The organism is Solwaraspora sp. WMMB762 (assembly GCF_049179115.1).
Classification (GTDB): domain Bacteria; phylum Actinomycetota; class Actinomycetes; order Mycobacteriales; family Micromonosporaceae; genus Micromonospora_E.
Genome location: NZ_JBMHMD010000001.1, coordinates 1,279,020 through 1,299,185, shown reverse-complemented (window position 1 = coordinate 1,299,185; position 20,166 = coordinate 1,279,020). Strand labels below are relative to the sequence as shown.

The following is a 20,166-nucleotide window of genomic DNA, read 5'->3' as shown; positions in this document are numbered from 1 at the left end:
TGGAAGGGAATGGGGCGGGTGGACTCGTCGGATCGACGATCTGAGGCCGGCATCGCGCACCGGACGAGGGGAGTGCCGAGGGCCGGGCCGGGAACCTTCCTCCGGTGGGCGACCCGGCACGGACTGCTGCGGCTCAGCGTCGCCGCCGCGGCACGCCGGGATGATCCACAGGCCCGCCACTTCCTCGATCCGATGATTCGCGAGGACCCGTACCCGTTCTACCGCCAGGTCCGCCAGGCCGGTGCGCTCGTAGGTGGCCACCTGACCTGGAGCACCGCCCGGCACGACGTGGCCACCGAGGTGCTCCGCAGCGACGCATTCAGTGTCGATCCGGACACCTTGCCGTTGCCCGCCCCGATCGCGATGCTGCGCGACCTCGGCCGACGCCGGATGCCGGTCGGGCCGATCGACCCGCCGTCGATGCTCGTCACCGACCCACCCGAGCACACCCGTTACCGCAGGCTCGTCGTCAAGGTCTTCACCGCGCGGGCGGTCGAGAGCCTCCGACCCCGGGTCGAGCGGCACTGCGCCGACCTGCTCGACGAACTGGGGCGGGCCGCGCCGGACGGCGGGCCGGTGGACCTGGTCGCGCACTACGCCAGCCTGCTACCGGTCACCATGATCGCGGAGATCCTCGGCGTGCCGGCACAGTTGCGGCAACGCTTTCTGGACTGGGGCGCCGCCGTATCGCCAGCATTGGACCTGGGACTGTCCCTCGGCCAGTTTCGGCGCGTCGAGGCGGGAACCCGGCAGCTGAACGACTGGCTGCGGGGACACTTCGCCAACCTGCGCGCCGACCCCGGTGATGACCTGCTGAGCCAACTGGTGCTGCCGAACAGCGAGGGTGAACGACTGACCGAGGACGAACTGGTCGCCCTCGCCGGACTGCTCATGGCCGCTGGCTTCGAGACGACCGTGAACCTCCTCGGCACGGGCACGGCGCTGCTGCTGGCTCACCCCGAACAACTCGCCCTGCTGCGTGCCGAGCCGCACCGGTGGCCCACCGCGGTGGAGGAGATCCTGCGCTACGACTCCCCGGTGCAGACGACCGGCCGGTACTGCCGGACCGACACCGAGGTGGCCGGTGTACGGCTACGCCGAGGCGAGATCGTGATACCGATGCTGGGCGGGGCCAACCGGGACCCGACCGTCTTCGCCGATCCGGACCGCTTCGACGTGACCCGGCTCAACGCGCGCGACCACCTCTCCTTCTCCAGCGGTGCGCACTACTGCCTCGGTGCCAGCCTGGCCCGGCTCGAAGGTGAGATCGGGCTGCGTAGCCTGTTCGAGCGGTACCCCGACCTGGCGCTCGGCGGCGTGCCACGGCGTCGGCCGACCCGCGTCCTACGTGGCTACGACCACCTGCCAGTGCGGTTGCGGTCATGATCGGGCCCGCGCCGCCACCCCGACCGATCATGTTCGCCAGCTCGTCCCACTCTGGACAGCTCAACCCGCTGCTGACCATCGCAGCCGAGATGTCCCGACGGGGGGAACCCGACCTCTGGTTCAGCGTCGACGCCGAGGCCCGGCACCGGGTCGAGTCGGCAACGATCGGCAGCCCGCTGCGGTACCTTCCCGGCGCGGACACCCCCGTGCGGATCGACGGCGAGCTGTACGCCGCGATGGCCCGGGGGCCACGAAGCACCGCCGGCGTGGCCGCACTCGCCCGGACCATGCGTACGGCCGATGCCACCGCGCAGGTCTACCAGCGGACCCTGGACCACATCGATCGGGTCAACCCACGACTGATGGTCATCGACGTGATGAACCTCGGTGCGCTCGACGCGGCGACCACCGCAGGCGTGCCCTTCGTGCTGAGCGTGCCGTATCCGGTAAGTGCCGTCTACCTGAGCCGTCTGCCGTGGAACTATCCGACGCCCACCTCCGGGCTGCCGCGCCGGCTGACCAGGACACAGAAGTTGACCAATGCGCTGTTCCGCGTACGGTTGCACCTGGCGCTGCTGCGCGCGGTGGCCGGACCGACCCGGCGGCGCCAAACCCTGGGGCTGGCCAACGCGTCCGGCGACCCCGCGAAGCACGCCGCCGCCGCGGTCGCTGTCTTCGGCTACACGGTGTTCGGGCTGGAGTATCCCTTTCCCGCGCCGGACCACCTGCACCTGTTGGGCGCGATCGTGCCCACCGACGTCACCGGGCCCGGCCAGCCCGTCGACGAACTGACCGCCTGGCTGGACCAGCATCCCAGCGTGGTCTACGTCGGCCTGGGTACCCTCGCCACCCTCTCAACCGCCCAGCTTGACGCGTTCGCCGAGGCACTGGACCGGATCGGCCCGCGACACCGGGTGCTGTGGAAACTCCCGGCCGACCAGCGCGCAGCGCTGACCAGGCCACTGCCCCCGCACGTCCGCACCGAGGAGTGGATCCCGTCCCAACTGGCCGTGCTCGCCCACCCGCACGTACGGGCCTTCGTCTGCCACGGCGGGGCGAACGGCTTCCACGAAGGCGTCCACTTCGGGCAACCCATGCTGCTCACCCCGTTCTGGCTGGACTGCTACGACATCGCGGCCCGGGCCGTCGACGCGGGCGTCGGACTGGCTCTCGACGACCCGCCCACGGTGGACCCGGACGAGGTTGCCGGCAAGCTGCTCCGGCTGCTGTCGGAGGACGGTTTCCGGCAGCGCAGCCGGTACTGGGGCGAGCAGAGCCGTAAGGCCGGTGGGGTGCAGCGCGCGGCGGACCTGTTGCGCGAGCTCGCCGGCCGCGACGAGCGACCACGGGAGACGGCATGATCGCGCAGGTGCTACGGATCGTCGACAAGGTGGCTCCGGGCGAGTTCTTCCCCGCCGTACCGCAGAACTTCGTGACACACGCGGACGGGCAGCTCCCGGCGCGGGACCTGCTGCACCGACCGGACGTCAGTCTCTACTGCCTCGACATCGACGACCAGCTGGCGTACTTCGTCGAGACCGCCCCAGGTGTCGACCTGACCAGGGCGCCATTCGTCTACCTCGCCCAGTACCGGAACGCGCGGCGACTGTTCACCGTGCCGTACGAGACGCTGCACCGGATCGCCGAGGAGGTGCCGGACCCGGTGCGGCCGATCCTGGTCTACTCCGTGGGTCGCTGCGGTTCCACCGCCCTCAGCCACGCGCTCGGGGCGGTGACCGGCGTCCGCAGCTATTCCGAGCCCGACGTCTTCACTCAGATCGCCGTGTCGCGGCACGAGGATCCCACCCGTGACGACGAGTACGCGAAGCTGCTCCGCAGCTGCGCCCGGCTGCTCGGGCGGGGAGCCGGGACGCTGGCCGTCAAGTTCCGCGCCAGCGGCATCCAACTCGCCGACCTGTTCCAGCAGGTCTTCCCCGACGCCCGTGGCATCTTTCTCTACCGGCACGCCGAACGGTGGCTGGAGTCGATGCACGTGGGCTTCACCCCGCACCTGTCCGCTCCCCAGGATCAGCAGACGTTCCTGCGGTACGTCACCGCGCAGGCGCCGCTGCTGATGCCCTTCGCCGTCCGGCACCAGCGCCAACCCGCCCCGGTCGAGGCGTACCTGCTCACCTGGCTTTCCGCGATGGAGGCCTGCCTGCGGCTGGGCCGGGCCGGCGTGCCCCTCCGGCCGGTTCGCTACGAGGACCTCACCGCCGATCTGTCGGCGACGCTGGCCGCGGTGCTGGCATTCTGTGGGCTGCCCGCCGACGAGATCGACGCCGCGTACCGGACGTTCGCGGCCGACTCCCAGGAGGGCACGGCGCTGTCCCGGGCCAGCCGCCAGCGCACCGAGACACCGGTGCTGCGCGAGGATGAGTACGCGCTGGCACGTGCCGTACTCGCCGAGCATCCCACGATCAACGTGCCCGACTTCGCCGTACCGGCGTGAATCATGGCTGGGTGCCGCCGCCGCCCACCAGCAACTCGACGGGTCCCTCACGCACACCGGACTCACTCTCGAATCCGCCACAATCTGACCATTCAAGGTCTTATCCGTGCAGGGCGCGGTTCACCGTGTATACCAGGTCCGGATCATCGCTTTTCGCGGCGGCGATGAAACGGATCCGTTGGCCCGACCGCAGGGTCACGGTGTAGTTGACCCACGTGTACACCCACGTGGCTGCCGACCACCCGTCGATGCCGGCGATTTGGTGCCAGGTGGCCACCATCCGCAGGCGCCCGGTCACACCGGTCACCACGAGGCCGCCGTCATGGAGCAGCAGCATCGAGTGCCGGCGAATCCACACCACGGTCCAGGCGGCGGCCGCAGCGATGGGTACCGCGCCCAGGCCGAAGTACCACGAAAGCACCAGCCCCAGAATCGCCGCTTGTGACGTCAGGAGGATGCCGATCAGCACGAAGGGGCCGACGAACGGGCGGTAGCGCCATTGGACCGCGCCGAGATCGGCCTGCCGGGCAGCGTTCGCGGCACGCTCTCCGGCTTCGACGCGCTCGGACCGTGCGTGGAGCCGGCGGTACCGGGCCTCATCGCGGGCGTCGGCGGCCCGCGCGGCCGATACCCGGGTGTAGACCTCACCCGCCAGCGGGTCCAGGGTCGCCGGCGTGACGCCGTCGACAAGCGCGGCCAGCGCCGGTGGCAGGTCGCGGCCGGCGGTGAGCGCCTCGTCGATCGGCGTCGCCCAGTCGGCGGCTGCCGCGACGAGGTTCTGCCGGCTCTCCCGGCCCCGCGCAACGCTGCCGCGGATCTCGGCGACGTCGGAGGGACCGAGCCCGGCGTAGGCTGCGACCGTCTTTGCCAGCCGGTCCCCGTCGGCGTCACCACCGGCAGCAGAGCCGTGTGCGAGGGCCTCGATCATCCGGGCCGCGATCGTGGACGACCATGCCATCTGGGCGGCGGGCTTCATACGTCAACCTCCAGAGTGCACGCGGCGGTTGCGCCGAGATCGTTTACGACGGAGCGGATCCCGCGCCACGGCCACCCCGGAAACATCGCGTGTCTCGTCGCAGGCTCCGATACCGTCGCGTACGCCGAACGCCTGGCGCAAGCGGGTTCTCCTCCCTATCGGCGAGGGTACGGGAACGAAGCTCGGCCATGGCCCGCGCTGCTTGCCGGCTTTCACCCGGTATCGGGCGGGGTCGCGGTCGGTGGGGCAGTGGGGTGGGGATGAAGGCGCCGATGAGCTGCTCACGGTCGCGGCGACGAGGTGATGTCAGGGCCGGTCCAACCGGGAGTACGCCGCTGCGCGCCGGTAGCGATGTGCGGCTCGCCGGTGCCGACGATCACCTGTTACAGCGGGTATGTCGTGCGTGCACAGCTGCGGAGTCGAGTCCGACTCATCATCAGTAAAACTCCACCAGAACTGGTGTCCGAGGGGGGACTTGAACCCCCACGCCCTATACGGGCACTAGCACCTCAAGCTAGCGCGTCTGCCATTCCGCCACCCGGACCTGCCCGGACCACTCTACCGCCCCCATCCGATAGGTCGACATCCGGACGTCGACACCGTGGGGCCGGCGGCTGAGGGCCGCACGGGGCAAGACTGTACACGAAGGGAGTGGATCATGCACAACCGTGCTGACGGGCGTTGCCGGCAGGCACGGCGGCTAACCGGACAGGAGCACCTGGATGGTGCCGGCCACTGCGGCCACCGCGTCGAGCGGGGCGTCCGCGAGCCGGCAGATCGCCACACCGAGCAGTAGCCAGGCTCCTCGGCGGCGCAACACGACCCGGACGGTGACATGGAACTCGACCGGCGGCAAGGGCCGGGCCGCCTGGCTCGCTCCGACGCTGCCATCGCCGCCAGCGTCCGCGCTGTCACCGGGTCCGCGTCGGCCTTTGTCTCCGACGGGCCCTCGTCCGGTCGTCATGGCCGATTCCGATCTCCGGCCGACCGGTCCCGGACCGACTGACGTACCTCGGTGGCCGACATGCCGAACAGTTGCCTGAAGTCTCGGGCGAACTGGTCCGGACGGGAGTAGCCGTGCGCGGAAACGATCTCGTTGATGGCGGTCGACGACAGTTCCGGGTCGCGCAGGCTGCGGTGGCATTCAGCCAGCCGCAGTTTCTTGACGAGTTGCATCGGTGTCGTCCCGGTGTCTTCGAAGATCCTGTACAGGTAGCGTGGCGAGATGCTGGCGGCCCTGGCGATCCCGTCCAGGTCGAGATGCGGATCGGCGAGTTTCCGACGGATCACTGCGGTGACGTGGGCGCGGTGCAGCATCCGGCGCGCGGCCGGGCTGATCCCCGGACGTTGGCCGAGTCGTTGCCGGATGATTCCGCCCACACATTCGCCGAGAGCGTCGACGAGCTGGGGGTCCGCCGCCGGATCCGCGGCCTCGGCGATTCCGACCAGGAACGCCGCGACGAGCCCGCGTCCCGGCATCCGTCTCGGTAGGGCCGAGCCGACGAGTGGGCGTACCGCCGCCTCGGGCACTGGCACGAGAGCCCGGGGGAAGGTCACCATCGCCAACCGCATGGGGGTACGCCCGGGCACGTGCCGGGCGTCCCAGGGGCGTGACGTGTCGTAGAGCGCGATATCCCGTGGGCGTAACCGCCCCTGGTTACCGTTCTGCTCGACCCGGAGCTCACCGCTGACGAGGACGCAGATCCGGTAGGACTCCGGGTCACTGGCCCGGATCAGCCGTTGCGTCCGGAGGGCCACGCCTTCGATGTCGGACCGCCAACTCGTCGCCTCGATCTCATATCGGCCGACCTGGGCGATCCGCATCGCGGCGGTGAGGGACAGCGACGATCGGCCACGGATTTCCACCGGCGCCACCTCGGCCGTCGCTTCCGTTCGGTAGTACTCGTAGCGGTCCAGCGGATGGACCGACCCAGTGTCGTAGAGGGTACGCACTGCAGATCACTTCCTACTCGAAACTCCTCTGACAAGAAAAGTGTCGGGCACTACGGGCCGGGTCGAGTTGGCTGTGGACGCACAAATCACACTGCCGTGCGTCGATCGACTGACTGCCGCCTTCCAGCTCACCGTGGCCGCCGGCGGTGGCCAGCAACGGCCCCGGCCAGGGGCATGTCAGGGCATGTCAAGGGTCGTTGTGCCCCTGCCCGACAGGCACTGGAGCCGCGAAAAACCTCAGCCGTCCCTCTACGATCAGTCGTGGACGTACCCCTTGATGAGGAGGAATCCGCTCGTGACTGCCGTGACCGATCAGCGCACCCCGACCCTGACCGGCCGTGCCGGCGCGGACGACGGGCTGCTGCGGGTCCTCGCCGCGCCCGACGACGCCGAGCTGGCGCAGCTGGACGCCTGGTGGCGGGCCGCCAACTACCTGACCGTCGGGCAGATCTACCTGCGGGGCAACCCGCTGCTGCGCGAGCCACTCGCCTCGGAGCACATCAAGCCGCGACTGCTCGGCCACTGGGGCACCAGCCCCGGCCTGTCGCTGATCTACGCCCACGTGTCCCGACTGATCCGGCACACCGGGCAGCAGACGATCTACCTCACCGGCCCCGGTCACGGCGGCCCGGCGCTGGTCGCCGCCGGCTACCTGGAGGGCACGTACACCGAGATCTACCCGGACGTCACCCGGGACGAGGCCGGCATGCTGCGGCTGTTCCGGCAGTTCTCCAGCCCCGGCGGCATCCCCAGCCACGTCTCGGTCACCACTCCCGGCTCCATCCACGAGGGCGGCGAGCTGGGCTATGTCCTGGTGCACGCGTTCGGCGCGGTGATGGACAACCCGGACCTGCTGGCCATCGCCGTGGTCGGTGACGGCGAGGCGGAGACCGGCCCGCTGGAAGGTTCCTGGAAGGGTGTCTCGTTCATCAACCCCGCCCACGACGGCGCCGTACTGCCGATCCTGCACCTCAACGGCGCGAAGATCGCCGGGCCGACGGTGCTGGGACGCAAGGACCGCGGCGAGGTCCGCTCGCTGCTGGAAGGCCACGGGTACGAGATCATCGAGGTCGAAGGCGACGACCTGCCCGGGATGCACTACCGGTTCGCCGCCGCCCTCGCCGATGCATGGGGCAAGATCCGCAGGATCCAGGAGGCTGCCCGCTCCGGCGACTGGGACGGCTCCCGCCCCCGCTGGCCGATGATCATCCTGCGGTCGCCGAAGGGCTGGACCGGTCCGGAGAAGGTCGACGGCATCACCGTCACCGGCACCTGGCGGTCGCACCAGGTGCCGCTGTCCGGCGTCCGGGACAACGCCGACCACCTGGCGATCCTGGAGACCTGGCTGCGCTCGTACCGCCCGGAGGAGCTGTTCGACGCCGACGGTGTGCCGACCGCGACGGTGACCGGCGTCAACCCCGACGGCGACCTGCGGATGAGCGCCAGCCCGCACGCCAACGGCGGCCTGCTCACCCGCGACCTGGACATGCCCGACTTCCGGGAGTACGCCGTCGACGTGCCGCAGCCGGCGCAGCTACGCGCCGAGTCGACCCGCAAGCTCGGCGAGCTGATGCGTGACATCTACACCCGCAACCCGGACCGCTTCCGGCTGTTCTGCCCGGATGAGACGAACAGCAACCGGCTCGGCGCCGTCTTCGACGTCTCCGACCGCGGCTTCATGGAGCAGGTGTACCCGACGGACACCGCGATCAGCCGCAACGGCCGGGTGATGGAGGTGCTGTCCGAGCACAACTGCCACGGCTGGCTGGAGGGCTACAACCTGACCGGCCGGTACGGCATGTTCGCCACCTACGAGGCGTTCGCCATGGTCAGCGCGTCGCAGACGGTGCAGCACGGCAAGTGGCTGCAGGAGGCGGCGCACCTGCCGTGGCGGGCCAAGGTGCCGAGCCTCAACATCCTGTTGACCTCGACCGCCTGGCGTAACGACCACAACGGCTTCTCCCACCAGGGGCCCGGTCTGATTCAGGTGGTGCTCAACCAGCGGGGCACGGTGTCGCGGGTCTACCTGCCGCCGGACGCCAACTGCCTGCTGTCGGTCGCCGACCACTGCCTGCGGTCCAAGTCGTACGTGAACCTGATCGTCATCGACAAGCAGCCGCAGCTGCAGTGGCTGACCATGGACGAGGCGGTCGAGCACTGCGCCAAGGGTGCGGACATCTGGGAGTGGGCCGGCACCGACGACGGCAGCTCCGAGCCGGACATCGTGCTGGCCTGCGCCGGTGACGTGGTCACCATGGAGACGGTCGCCGCCGCGCAGATCCTCCGGCAGCGGCTGCCCGGCATGAAGGTCCGGGTGGTCAACGTGGTCAACCTGATGCGGCTGCCCCGGCCCAAGGACCACCCGCACGGCATGAGCGAGACGATGTTCTCCGAGCTGTTCACCGACTCGGTCGACGTGGTGTTCGCCTTCCACGGCTACCCGGGCGCCATCCACCAGCTGGTGCACGGCCGGCCGGACGCCGACCGGTTCCGGGTGCGGGGCTTCATCGAGGAGGGCACCACCACCACGCCGTTCGACATGACGGTCCGCAACCGGGCGTCGCGCTACCACCTGGTGATGGACGCGATCAACAACGCCCGGCGGCTGCCGCGCGGCGCCGCCGACCTGAAGGTCTGGTGCGAGCAGCAGCTCGCCAAGCACGAGGCGTACGTGGTGGAGCACCTGGAGGACATGCCCGAGGTACGGGACTGGTCGCTGGGCGACTGGGCCAAGCAGGGCTGACCGCGCCCACCCCCGACTAGGCTGTCCACATGGCAGTCGTGAAGATCAACGCGATCGAGGTCCCCGACGGAGCCGGCGACGAGCTGGAGCGACGGTTCGCCGCCCGCCAGGGGGCGGTGGAGAACGCGCCTGGGTTCCTGGCGTTCGAGCTGCTGCGCCCGGTCGCGGGGGAGGGCCGCTACTTCGTCTACACCCGGTGGGAGAGCGAGGAGGCCTACCAGGCGTGGGCGGCCGGCCCGGCCCGGCAGGCCCACGCGGGCGGGGACGGCGAGCGTCCCCGCCCGCCGGTGGCGACCGGCGCCAGCCTGCTCGAGTTCGAGGTGGTGCAGTCGACCAGCCGGTAAACGGGGTATACCTGCGCCCATGATGTGGCTGTGGGCGGTACCGGGTGGCGCGTTGATCGCCGTGGTGGTGCTGGTGACCGGCACTTTCCTGGCCTGGATCGTGCCGCTGGTGGTCGGCGTCGCGTTGGTGGTGTGGCCGCACCTGGACGGCTACCACCGGGTCGCCGGCTACGGCCCGACCGGTTTCGACGACGCCCTGTACTTCTCCGCCGGCACCCTCACGGTGCTCGGCTACGGCGATCTCACCCCGGACACTCCGGCGCAGAAACTTCTCGCGGTGTGTGTCGCGGCGCTCGGCTTCGCGCTGTTCGCCGCGCTGGCGACGTACCTGATCGAACTGATCACCGGGTTGACGGTGCGGAACCGGTTCGCGCTCGCCGTGCACGACCAGGTCCACGGCAGCGACGGCGTCGGGCTGATCGTCCGTAGCCTGACCGCCGAGGGGGTCGACATCACCCGGCAGCGCTGCGCGGACTGGGCGGCCGACCTGCGCGCGATCGAGGACACCGTCCGGCGGTACCCGCTGGTGGCGCTCACCTACCGGCCGCGGCGGCCGGACTACGACCTCGAACCGGCCCTGGAACATGTCATCGAGGCGACGGTCGCCGCGCTGCTCACCGCCCGCTGCGCCACCTGGCGTGGTCTCGGACCACGGGCGCCTGCAGTCGCGGCTCGCCGCCGAGCTGGGTGACCGGTACGACCAGCAGACGAGCCGGGACGGGCTGGTCGGGGTGGTGCTGGCCCGGTCCGTACCGTTCCTGGCCGGTCTGCGTGGCTGGTCCGCGCCGTTGGTCACGCTGCGCGACGTCGACCGGTCCTCGGCCGGCACCGGTCGATGTGATTAGCTGGCCGCTGCCGACAAACCGATGGGAAGGAGATGTCGGACGTGTCCGACGCCCTGGTCAGCGCCGCGATCGTGATCGGATCGGCGGCTGCGGCGGCCCTTGCCGTCACCGTCGTCTACCGCATCCTCCGCTTCGCGGGCCGCCGCTCCACGCTGCTCACCGACATCTCCCGGCGCGCCTTCTGGCCGACAGCGATCATCGCCGCGCTGCTCGCCGCCCGCTTCACCATCCCGATCGCCACCACCAACGGCTGGCACGAGCCGGTGCAGCACGCGATCCTGCTGGCCACCATCGCCACCGGCGGCTGGCTGGTCGCCACCCTGCTCGGGCTGGCCGCCGACACCGCGCTGCGCCGCTTCCCGATCGACGTCAACGACAACCTCGCCGCCCGCCGCGCGCACACCCAGATCACCGTGATCCGCCGGGTCGCGTTCGCCGTCGTCGGCGTACTCACCGTCGGCGCGATGCTGATCACCTTCCCCGGGGCCCGCGCCGCCGGGGCCAGCGTGCTGGCCTCCGCCGGCCTGGTCGGCGTGGTCGCCGCGCTCGCCGCGCAGAGCACCCTCGGTAACATCTTCGCCGGCCTGCAGCTCGCCTTCGGCGACGCGCTACGCCTCGACGACGTGGTCGTCGTCGAGGGCGAATGGGGCCGCATCGAGGAGATGACCCTCGGCTACGTGGTGGTGAAGATCTGGGACGAGCGCCGGCTGATCCTGCCGTCGAACTACTTCACCACCACGCCGTTCCAGAACTGGACCCGGACCGCGTCGTCGGTGCTCGGCACCGCCGAGATCGACGTCGACTGGAGCCTGCCGGTCGAGGCGATGCGTCAGGAACTGCGCCGCATCGTCGAGTCGGAGGCGGCCGCGCCGCTGTGGGACGGTCGGGTCTGCGGGCTTCAGGTGACCGGGGCCACCGGCGGCAACATCCGGACCCGCGCGCTCGTTTCAGCCGCCAACTCGTCCGCGTTGTGGGACCTGAGGTGTCTGGTCCGGGAGCAGCTGGTCGCCTGGGTGCAGGAGCAGCACCCGCAGTCGCGGCCCCGGGTCCGCGCCGAGGTCGGCGGTCACGACAGCGGTACGTCGCACCCGTCGGCCCCGCTGCAGCGGGTCAACCTGTCCGACCCCGAGGCGGTCGAGACCACCCCCGGCGTCGGCGACCAGAGCTCCTCCGCCGACCACCGGTAGCGGCACCAGCACGGTAGCGGTACGGGCTGTCATCGATATTCGGCCGCCGGTGACGGTGCGCTTCGGTCCTTGTGCGCAACGCTACCGCTTCGGGTCGAGGTGCGGGTCGAGTCTGATGCCGGAGATGCATCAAGATGCACCTGCGGCATCACGTCCTCTGCAGCACCACCGAGTATCTGGGGGCCGGCCCGGGGCCGGTGCCGTGATCAGGAGTAAGCCGACGGCGTCACAACCCTGACACTACGGAGTCGATCTCGCGGGAACTTCCGCGTGGGCGCGTCCGACTCAACACAGGGACGGCCCAAGAACGCACGGACCGCCCGAACGGTCAGACATGTGCCGGCAACCGGGCGGTCCCGGCGGCCGGCCTGCCTTCGTATCCGAACAGGGAGAACACGACACGTGAAGATCAACGGATCGGACCGCTGGCGTACCGCTGTCGCGGTGGTCGGCTTCGCGGCGGTCGGCGTCCTCGCCGGCTGCGGCGACGACTCGTCCGGCACCACCGACGCCGCCGACCCGACCCCGGAGCCGTCGGCGACGGCCTCCGCGATGTCCGACAACATGGACTCCGACGGGATGGACAGCATGGACGGGATGATGAACGACCCGTCCGCCACCCCGGCCGACCAGATCGACGGCGCGGTGGAGGCCACCTTCGCCCTGCTCGACACCCGGCCACCGGGCACCGACGACGCCGCCGGGACCGCCTGGCTGGCGCAGACCGACGACGGTACGACGGTCACCGTCACCATAACCGGGCTGGAGCCCGGCGCGCAGTACATGGGCCACCTGCACGCCCAGGAGTGCGCCGCCGACAACGGCGGACCGCACTTCAAGTTCGACGAGAGCGGCCCGGAGACCCCGCCCAACGAGGTCCACCTGGGCTTCACCGCCGCCACCGACGGCACCGGCACCGCGACCGTCACCAACGAGCAGCAGGTCGGCGACGCCGCCAAGTCGGTGGTCATCCACCCGATGGAAGCCATGGACAACCGGCTGGCATGCGCCGACTTCTGAGCCACGCCACGGCCCTGGCCTGCGCGGGGGTGGCGGCGGTCGCGTTCGCCGCTCCCGCGTGGGCACACACCGAGCTGGTCGCCGCCGCACCCGGGCCGGGCGACGAGGTCGCCCCCGGCGTGGCGACCATCGCGTTGACGTTCGGCCCGCTGGCCGGCACCGGGGAACGGCGGATCACCCTCACCGGCCCCGACGACACCACCGTCGCGGTGGGGGAGGCGATCGTGGTCAACGCGAAGACCCTGTGCGCCACCGTCGACCCGCTGACCACCGGCGTGCACACGCTCGCCTACGAGGCGACGTCGGCCGACGGACACGAGATCAGCGGCAAGTTCTACTTCGAGGTCGTTGACGGCGGCACCGACAGCGCCGACCCGGCCGACTGCGCCCGCGCGGTGCTGCCGGCACCAGGCGCTGCGGCGGCCGAGCCGGCCGACTCCGCCGATCGCGATGGCGGTACGGCCGACACGGCCGCCGCCGGGTCGGACGACCGGGGCAGCGGGCCGCTGCTGGCCGGGGTCGCCGCCGGCGGCGGGGGACTGCTCGTGCTGCTGCTCGCCGGCTGGCTGCTCCGTCGGCGGGCCCGGTAACGCCTGGCCGGCTCGACGTCGAGCCGGCCAGGCTCAGCCTGCCCGGTCGCGCAGCAACGCCACCGCCTCGTCGACGCGGCCCTGCCGGGCCAGCAGGGTCACCAGCAGACCCACCCCGTGCCAGTCGTCGGCGGCCACCCCGGCCTGCAGCAACGCGATCGCCTCGTCGACGTCGCCCCGCCCGGCCAGTACCGTCGCCAACTCGGTCCGCGCCGACGGCTCGCCCTTGTCGGCCGCCAGCCGCCAGAAGTGCTCCGCCTCGGCCTGCTCGCCCTGCGCGTACAGCAGGGTCGCCAGCCGGGACGCCGCATGCCAGTCACCGCTGGCCGCCAGGGTCCGCAGCTGGTCCAGGTGGCCCCGGTCAGCGAGCAGGTCGACCAGGATCCGCCCGGCCGGCGACTCACCGGCCGCCGCCAGGTCCCGCAGGTAGCCGGTCGGGTCGGGCAGCGCCGCCAGGCCCGGTGACTCCGGCCCGGCCGCCCGGCTGCCGCCGAACTCCTGCTGCAGCCGGTCGTCGAGGTCGTCGGCGAGGCGCAGCATGGCCCGGATCGCCAGCAGCAGATGGGTGGGCTGGAAGTCGACGCCGAGCACCGGGATTGAGGCCCACACCGTGTCGCCGGTGCAGTAGATCCGACCGACCGGCATCGTCACGGTCAGGTCGGTCAGCCGCCGTAGCAGCGTCTCGGACGGCTGCACCCCGGTCAGCAACGGCGAGAAGACCTCCACCAGCGGCGGGTCCTCCTGGGCGCGTACCAGGATCATCGCCGAACCGGCGCGGATGCCGATGTCACCGTCGGAGTCCAGCAGCAGCTGGTCCACGGTGGTCTTCAACAGCTCCGCGACGACCAGCTTGACCTGGCCGGTCAGCTTGTCCCCGGCGGACACCGCCCCGGCCGCCGTGCCGACGACGGCACTGTCGGCGGGCCGGTCGATTGGCTGCCCGACCACCGGCCGGGCGGCGAGCGCCGCCGCCAGCCTGGTCCGCGCCGGCAGCGGCACCGACGTCGTGGTCTCGGCCGGCCGGGCGGCCAGCGCCGCGACCAGCCGGGACAGGAAACCGTCACGGGCTTTCATCGCCAGGCTCCCGTACAGGTGAATCGGGGTCTGCGGCAGAGCGGTGCGTGATCGACGGCGGCGGCGTGCCCCGGTCCACCACCCGGACCTGGTCGAACATCCGGGCGATGAACAGCGGCGCGGCGACGCCGAAGACGAACGTCGCGAACGCCGTGGTGGCCACCCCACCAGCCGCCGCGGCGGCGGCCAGGCCGGTGCCCGCGACGGCCCGCAGCGTGACGGCGAAGATGATGATGGGCTGGTCCGCCCGGGTGCGCCACGGCCACTGCCAACGCCCCTTCGACTCGGTGGTCGGGCGCATCATGGCGTAGAGATTGAGCGCTTCGGCGACTACGCTGCCGACCAGTCCCCACGTCGCTGCGATCCACAGAGGCACGTCCCCACTCTACTGATCGTGGTCGCCCGTTCACTTGCGGGGACCGACCTGATCGACTTCGCTACCGTGAGTCGACCGGTCACCCTCGTAACGGTAACCGAGACCGGCAACGAACCCGGCGAACACCGAAAAGAGATCAACTCAGTGGCTCCGGGTACTGGCGCAGCCCAGGGGCGAAATGAGAATGTATGCGCCGCGATGCAGTGACAAAACCGGAACAGTCTGTGATCCGGAAAGTGGGAGGACCGCGATGTCCGACGAGGACACCCAGCAGGATCCGCTGCGCGTCGGGCGCTGGCTCACGTCCGAGGGGGAGCCGACACCCGGCCGCGAGCTGTCCCGGCGGGCCCGCGCCAACCCACGTTGGCCCAGGCCACCGGCGGAGAGCCCGCTCACCGAGGCCACCGCCCGGCTCGGCCAGGTCAGCTGGTCGGCCTCCCCGACAATCGACGGAGAGGTCACCGACGGCACCGCAACCGGCGGCACGGTACCGGGCGGCAGAGGACCCGGCGGTGGGGGACCGGGCAGCAAAGCATCTGGTGCCCACGCCCTGCCCGCCGCGCCGGTCAGCCACGCCGAGCGTCCGGCGATCCCGCAACGCCGTACCGCCATCGGTGCCGTTGCGGTGCTCACCGCCGCCGTCATCGCCGCGACCGTGGCCACCAACCGGGGCGCCCAGCAGGAGCCGATCCGGGGCGAGTTCGTCGCCGGAGCTCCGAGCGGCGTCAACACCGGGTCCGGCCCCGGCAACTCCCCGGCCGACACCGACCCGACCGGCGACCCCGGTGCGACCGCCGACCCCTCGGCCGTACCGCCGACCGGCGAGCCGACGGCACAGGCCGGACCGGTCGGCGACGGCGTTCACACCACCACGCCCGACGCCGCCGCACCCGGCGGCGGATCGACCTCGGCCGCCCCGGCACCACCGCCGCCGGCCACCGACCCGAAGCCGGACCCGAAACCGACCGCCCCCGCGCACCTCACCCTGACCGTCGGCGGCATGTACGGGCTGGAGCCGGTCAACCTGCCCGGCCGCAGGGTGCGGCACTTCGAGTTCGAAGGCCGCGTCGACGTCGTCGACCAGCGCAGCAAGGCCGACGCCGCGTTCGTGGTCCGCCGCGGCCTGGCCAAGTCGGACTGCATCTCCCTGGAGGCTGTCAACTTCCCCGGCTACTACCTGCGCCACCAGGACTTCCGCTTCTTCCTGCACCGGATCGACGGCAGCGCCCTGTTCCGGGCCGACGCCACGTTCTGCCCGGTCGCCGGACTGACCGGGCAGCACACCTCACTGCGCTCCTACAACTACCCGGACCGCTACCTGCACCACGACGGCAGGTACCTGAAACTCGCCGAGATCGGCAGGGGCGCCAACGCGTCCTACGCCACCTTCATCGTCCGTACCCCGCTGTAGGCGGAATCGGCCGGGTGCCGGGGTCGCGGCGCATCGACCACAGCGGCGGCCCGCCGGGGGAGAGGTGCCGGGGGCCGGGCGTCCGCCAACCCCGCACCGCCAGCAGGTCACGGGCGTACTCCTCGTCGGTGACGGTGTGCCCGACCAGCCCGGCGGCGTCCAACGTGCGCTGGTGGTGGTCGAGCAGCGCCGCGCCGATCCGGCGGCGTCGCAGCCACGGCGCCGCCGCCAGATACACCAGCTCGTGGCCGACCACCGGCTCCGGCGCGGACCCGCCGGCCGGCCCGGCCGACCCCACCGGCGACCGCGCGGACAGGCTGGCCGACGGCCCGACCGGCAGCCGCAACGCCGCCGCCCGGTGCTCGTCACGCACCGCCCGCAGGTGCGCGACCCGCCGCCGGTAGATGCCGGCCGCGCCGAGCACCTCCCGCTCGTGGTCGGTCACCGTCGTCAACCGCATCGGGTACGGCTGCCAAACGGCCACCCCTTCGCGGTTGCCGGCGACGTGCACGACGCCGTGCCTCAGCCCGTGCGTCAACTCGACGTCGAACAGCCGCAGGAACGTGGTGTACCGGGTGGACACGTCGGCGATCAGCCAGCCGGCCACCGGATTGGTCACGAACGCCTCAGCGAGCAGCGCCGACAACTCGGCGATGTCGGTCACGTCGGCGTCCCGGACGGTCATCTCGGATTCCATCGTGGTCTCTCCAGTGGGTTCGGAACGGGTGGCGGCCCGCGCCCAGCCGAGGAACCGGGCGTACGCCGCCGCCGGGGTCAGCCCCGGCAGGTCGAGGGCGGCCGCCGCGGACCGCTCGGCCACATACAGACACAGGCCGATCCGGTCGTACGCGGCGACAAGTTGCGCCTTCGCCGGCTGACACGGCCACGGTGCCCGGCACACCCGGCACCGCCACGACGGCCGCGCCGCCACATGCTCGACGGTCACCGGCCGGCTGCCCGGGTCGCCGACCGCGCCCGGGGCGACCAGCGCCGCCCGGTCGTCGGCCGGATGTCGAAGGTGACGAACTGCCGGGAGCCGCAGTCGGGGCAGCGCAGCGTCTGCCCGCAGGCCGGGCACCAGCGCCGCCGCAGCCGGCACAGCAGCAGACCCGGCGGAATGCCGAGCACAAAGCCGGCGGCAATGAACGCGAGGGCGGTGGACATTTCATTTCCTCCCGAGCGAAGATCAATTAATCGTGCGGGCAGGAGCGCATGCGCCGGGCCCGCCGCAGCCGGTCACGGGGGGTTCTCCGACTGCGGCGGGTGACTATGGACAGCACCGGCATCAGTTATCTAAGTTGGACCGCATGCATAAGACAAGGCGCGATGCGCACTCATCGTCGTGGGCAACCTCTGGTCGAGGTCAATCATTTCAGTGCCGAGCGCCTTCACGATTATGAAGGCGCTCGTCAGTTGATTGTCCGCCACGTTGGTGACTACACTCACCACAGAGGATGAAGGGGGCGAGCGATTTGTCCGGCTCCATCGGCACAACCCTGCTCCGCCGACACATCGGCCGCTGGCTCACCGTCTTGCGGGAGTCCGCCGGCATCAGCCAGGACGCCGCAGCTCGGGCACTGCAACGCGGCTCCTCCACCATCTGGCGCATCGAGGCCGGCGACGAGCGGATCCGCTTCCGCGACGTCGACGTCGACGCCATGTGCACCCTCTACCGGGTCTCCCCGGAGACCCGCCACCGCCTGCTCACCATGACCAGAGAGACCCGCGAAGCCCCGAGGCGTGCCTGGTGGCACGACTACACCGAATCGGCTCTACCCGCCTGGTTCGGCCTCTACGTCTCCCTCGAAGACAGCGCCGCCATGATCCGGCAGTACGAGCCGGAGTCAGTTCCAGGACTACTGCAAGTACGTGCTTACGCCGAGACGGTGACCCGCCTTCCGGTCGGGCTGCTCACCGAGGAACAGATCGCACACCGAGTCAAGGTTCGTATTGAACGGCAAGCGCTTCTGGCTTCGCCGCGCCCGCCACACCTGAAGGTGATGCTGAACGAGGCCGTACTGCGTCGGGAGGTCGGCGGGCCTGAGGTGATGGTCGAGCAGCTTCAGCACCTTCTCGACATGACCGAGCGGCACAGTGTCTCGGTTCAGGTGATCCCTTACACGGTCGGTGCCCACGCCGGCATGAACTCGGCGTTCAGTTTCCTGACCTTTCCCAACGCCCCGCTCAGCCCGGATCCGGTTGAGCCGCCGCTGGTCTACGTCGACACCCTGACGGGATCGCTCTACCTGGAGGACTTCCCGAAACTATTACCGGGCTTTCTCAACGTAATCCGTAAACGCGAAAGATCTCCAACTTCATTACCGTACGTAATGTGGCAGGAAAGTGTTCCAACGATCTGCGGAACCCGGTCTTGAGAACCTTCCAACACTTCAGATGGGCGATCGCGCGTTCGACGGCGGCGCGGAGCCGGTTGAGTGCGGTGTTGCACGCGCGTCGGACCCCGGTCAACTCCCGACCCCGAGGCTTCTTGTACGGACTCACGATGCCGGCACCCTGGTACCCCTTGTCACCGATCATCCCGGGCCCGCCGGGGGCGTAGTGGCCGGCCCACCCGGCGGCGATCCCGGACACGTCGAACGCCTTCCGGTCGTGCATGCCACCCGGACACGGGTCACCCACATCGACCACCCGCCCGGCGAGATTGGCCACCACCTGCACGTTCTGCCCACAGAAGCCCTTCTTCTCGGAGAACAGCCCGTCGACGTCGTCGCGTTCCCCGACCGGCGCGACCAGACCATCGACCAGGACCGCGTCCCGGCGGGCCTGGTCACGGACCTGCTCGTACAGCGGGGTCAACACCACGTCCACCAGCGGCTCCAGCTCCTCCTGATACCGCTCCACGGTCGTCGAACCGCAGCCGAAAACCTCACCGATCACGTCCGGCGCCAGATTGTGCCGCAGCCCGAACAACACCAGCACCAACGCCGTGTACAGCGGCAACGCCCGAGGGCGCCCCACCGGCAGGTCCCAGTCGACCAGCGCGTCCACCTGCTCGTACAGCCAGTCCAGTTGATCGGAGTCCAGTCCGGTCATACGCTCACAGCGCGGCGGCCGGCCGTCGATCGTTTGAGTCCACACAACCCAGATGATCCAGACGTCGCCGGCCGCCGTTTCCACAAACGACACGCCCACCTTGGTCACACCACAGGCCGTCACCCCACGTAATATCGACGAACCTCGGTGCCAATCGGCTCGAAGCCTATTGGGAAGTCCTCCTGAACAAGGCCGATGAAGTCAGGGCCTACGATTTGGTCTGGAAGGATCTTGAGAGCCGTGCCCTCGACGAATCGGCGTCAAGGGATCTCATCCGTCAGATACTGGAGGAATTCGCTAGTGGACAGCCTGACCGACGCGAAGTGGCGGAAGAGTAGCCGAAGTGGCAACTCGGGCAACTGTGTCGAGGTGGCGACGAACCTGCCCGACGTCATCGCCGTACGGGACAGCAAGGACGCGACCGGCTCGGTCCTGACCTTCGCCCCCGCCCAGTGGGCCACCTTCACCGCCCACCTGCCCACCCGATAGGTCACCGTCTGGCGGATGCAGACAGGTACCCTGCCTGCATCCGCCCCGCAACACCTCGTTGGACCTGGAGTAGCTCCGAATGAAAGTGAACGAAAACCGGCCGGTAACCTCGTAAGCGCCCAGGTCAGGAAGTCTGCTCCCCGCGCACGCGGGGATGGTCCCGGGCGTTTGCCGCTGAAGCACTCGTCTTCGCGCTGCTCCCCGCGCACGCGGGGATGGTCCCCGGCGCAGGCAGTGGGTGGCCAGCTGCCCACGCTGCTCCCCGC

The 20,166-nt window shown here is 70.5% G+C and carries 21 protein-coding genes, 1 tRNA gene and 1 CRISPR repeat array (1 of these 23 cut by a window edge); of the genes, 13 read left to right on the top strand and 9 right to left on the bottom strand.

The features are described from left to right. Nucleotides 1–18: 18 nt before the first annotated feature. Genes ACN27J_RS06005 through ACN27J_RS05995 form a run of 3 tightly spaced genes read left to right on the top strand, consistent with a single transcriptional unit; the run spans nt 19 to nt 3,838 of the window. Complete coding sequence (locus tag ACN27J_RS06005; RefSeq protein ID WP_421364342.1) at nt 19–1,386, top strand: cytochrome P450; 1,368 nt, start codon at nt 19–21, stop codon at nt 1,384–1,386. Continuing rightward, nucleotides 1,383–2,747, top strand: coding sequence for a glycosyltransferase (locus tag ACN27J_RS06000; protein WP_421364340.1), 1,365 nt, complete (start codon nt 1,383–1,385; stop codon nt 2,745–2,747). The genes ACN27J_RS06005 and ACN27J_RS06000 overlap by 4 nt, the downstream gene beginning before the upstream one ends. Beyond that, on the top strand, nt 2,744–3,838 hold the full coding sequence (locus ACN27J_RS05995) for a sulfotransferase (protein ID WP_421364338.1): 1,095 nt from the start codon (nt 2,744–2,746) through the stop codon (nt 3,836–3,838). Before ACN27J_RS06000 ends, ACN27J_RS05995 begins: the two co-directional genes overlap by 4 nt. A 100-nt stretch (nt 3,839–3,938) precedes the next feature. On the opposite strand, the gene ACN27J_RS05990 is transcribed toward ACN27J_RS05995, so the two are convergent. From ACN27J_RS05990 to ACN27J_RS05975, 4 genes are all read right to left on the bottom strand, one after another. Then, complete coding sequence (locus ACN27J_RS05990; protein WP_421364336.1) at nt 3,939–4,814, bottom strand: hypothetical protein; 876 nt, start codon at nt 4,812–4,814, stop codon at nt 3,939–3,941. A 457-nt stretch (nt 4,815–5,271) separates the two neighbouring features. Next, nucleotides 5,272–5,358 (bottom strand) — tRNA-Leu (locus ACN27J_RS05985). Nucleotides 5,359–5,514: 156 nt separating this feature from the next. Continuing rightward, nucleotides 5,515–5,778, bottom strand: a complete 264-nt coding sequence (locus tag ACN27J_RS05980; RefSeq protein WP_421364335.1) for a hypothetical protein — start codon at nt 5,776–5,778, stop codon at nt 5,515–5,517. After that, nucleotides 5,775–6,767, bottom strand: coding sequence for an AraC family transcriptional regulator (locus ACN27J_RS05975; RefSeq protein WP_421364333.1), 993 nt, complete (start codon nt 6,765–6,767; stop codon nt 5,775–5,777). Before ACN27J_RS05975 ends, ACN27J_RS05980 begins: the two co-directional genes overlap by 4 nt. Before the next feature lie 277 nt (nt 6,768–7,044). On the opposite strand from ACN27J_RS05975, the gene ACN27J_RS05970 reads away from it, so the two are divergent. The 7 genes from ACN27J_RS05970 (at nt 7,045) to ACN27J_RS05940 (ending at nt 13,496) form a co-directional block, all read left to right on the top strand. After that, on the top strand, nt 7,045–9,510 hold the full coding sequence (locus ACN27J_RS05970; RefSeq protein WP_421364331.1) for a phosphoketolase family protein: 2,466 nt from the start codon (nt 7,045–7,047) through the stop codon (nt 9,508–9,510). A 29-nt stretch (nt 9,511–9,539) separates the two neighbouring features. Next, a complete protein-coding gene (locus tag ACN27J_RS05965; RefSeq protein WP_278169432.1) occupies nt 9,540–9,854 on the top strand; it encodes an antibiotic biosynthesis monooxygenase family protein in 315 nt (104 codons plus the stop codon). A gap of 19 nt (nt 9,855–9,873) precedes the next feature. After that, nucleotides 9,874–10,545, top strand: coding sequence for a potassium channel family protein (locus ACN27J_RS05960; RefSeq protein WP_421364329.1), 672 nt, complete (start codon nt 9,874–9,876; stop codon nt 10,543–10,545). After that, nucleotides 10,493–10,699: a hypothetical protein gene (locus ACN27J_RS05955; protein ID WP_421364327.1), complete on the top strand. Its 207-nt coding sequence runs from the start codon at nt 10,493–10,495 to the stop codon at nt 10,697–10,699. Before ACN27J_RS05960 ends, ACN27J_RS05955 begins: the two co-directional genes overlap by 53 nt. Nucleotides 10,700–10,740: 41 nt before the next feature. Further along, entirely contained in the window at nt 10,741–11,886 is a 1,146-nt protein-coding gene (locus ACN27J_RS05950; RefSeq protein ID WP_421364325.1) for a mechanosensitive ion channel family protein, read from the top strand. Between the two features lie 402 nt (nt 11,887–12,288). After that, the gene (locus ACN27J_RS05945) at nt 12,289–12,906 is read left to right on the top strand and encodes a hypothetical protein (RefSeq protein WP_421364323.1); all 618 of its coding nucleotides are present in this window, start codon (nt 12,289–12,291) and stop codon (nt 12,904–12,906) included. Continuing rightward, nucleotides 12,891–13,496, top strand: a complete 606-nt coding sequence (locus ACN27J_RS05940; RefSeq protein ID WP_421364322.1) for a copper resistance CopC family protein — start codon at nt 12,891–12,893, stop codon at nt 13,494–13,496. Before ACN27J_RS05945 ends, ACN27J_RS05940 begins: the two co-directional genes overlap by 16 nt. A gap of 33 nt (nt 13,497–13,529) precedes the next feature. On the opposite strand, the gene ACN27J_RS05935 is transcribed toward ACN27J_RS05940, so the two are convergent. Further along, nucleotides 13,530–14,570 carry a T3SS (YopN, CesT) and YbjN peptide-binding chaperone 1 gene (locus ACN27J_RS05935; RefSeq protein ID WP_421364320.1) on the bottom strand — a complete coding sequence of 347 codons (1,041 nt, stop codon included), beginning with the start codon at nt 14,568–14,570 and terminating at the stop codon, nt 13,530–13,532. Next, nucleotides 14,557–14,946, bottom strand: coding sequence for a hypothetical protein (locus ACN27J_RS05930; RefSeq protein ID WP_421364318.1), 390 nt, complete (start codon nt 14,944–14,946; stop codon nt 14,557–14,559). The genes ACN27J_RS05935 and ACN27J_RS05930 overlap by 14 nt, the downstream gene beginning before the upstream one ends. A 250-nt stretch (nt 14,947–15,196) precedes the next feature. Between ACN27J_RS05930 and ACN27J_RS05925 the strand changes: the two genes are divergently transcribed. Continuing rightward, complete coding sequence (locus tag ACN27J_RS05925; RefSeq protein ID WP_421364316.1) at nt 15,197–16,357, top strand: AbfB domain-containing protein; 1,161 nt, start codon at nt 15,197–15,199, stop codon at nt 16,355–16,357. Here the strand turns inward: ACN27J_RS05925 and ACN27J_RS05920 are convergent. Together ACN27J_RS05920 and ACN27J_RS05915 are read right to left on the bottom strand one after the other, a co-directional pair. Beyond that, nucleotides 16,335–17,303 carry a hypothetical protein gene (locus tag ACN27J_RS05920; RefSeq protein WP_421364314.1) on the bottom strand — a complete coding sequence of 323 codons (969 nt, stop codon included), beginning with the start codon at nt 17,301–17,303 and terminating at the stop codon, nt 16,335–16,337. The two genes, ACN27J_RS05925 and ACN27J_RS05920, sit on opposite strands and share 23 nt — an antisense overlap. Then, on the bottom strand, nt 17,300–17,521 hold the full coding sequence (locus ACN27J_RS05915) for a hypothetical protein (protein WP_281555132.1): 222 nt from the start codon (nt 17,519–17,521) through the stop codon (nt 17,300–17,302). The genes ACN27J_RS05920 and ACN27J_RS05915 overlap by 4 nt, the downstream gene beginning before the upstream one ends. Before the next feature lie 290 nt (nt 17,522–17,811). Here ACN27J_RS05915 and ACN27J_RS05910 point away from each other — a divergent pair, with 290 nt between their 5' ends. Then, complete coding sequence (locus ACN27J_RS05910; protein ID WP_421364312.1) at nt 17,812–18,732, top strand: helix-turn-helix domain-containing protein; 921 nt, start codon at nt 17,812–17,814, stop codon at nt 18,730–18,732. Here ACN27J_RS05910 and ACN27J_RS05905 read toward each other — a convergent pair. Then, complete coding sequence (locus ACN27J_RS05905) at nt 18,638–19,504, bottom strand: transposase family protein (protein ID WP_421362034.1); 867 nt, start codon at nt 19,502–19,504, stop codon at nt 18,638–18,640. The two genes, ACN27J_RS05910 and ACN27J_RS05905, sit on opposite strands and share 95 nt — an antisense overlap. 207 nt (nt 19,505–19,711) lie before the next feature. Between ACN27J_RS05905 and ACN27J_RS05900 the strand changes: the two genes are divergently transcribed. Next, the gene (locus tag ACN27J_RS05900; protein WP_421364310.1) at nt 19,712–19,900 is read left to right on the top strand and encodes a DUF397 domain-containing protein; all 189 of its coding nucleotides are present in this window, start codon (nt 19,712–19,714) and stop codon (nt 19,898–19,900) included. Between the two features lie 133 nt (nt 19,901–20,033). Next, nucleotides 20,034–20,166: direct repeats of the CRISPR family, unit length 29 nt; unit sequence CTGCTCCCCGCGCACGCGGGGATGGTCCC; it runs 933 nt beyond the window's last position.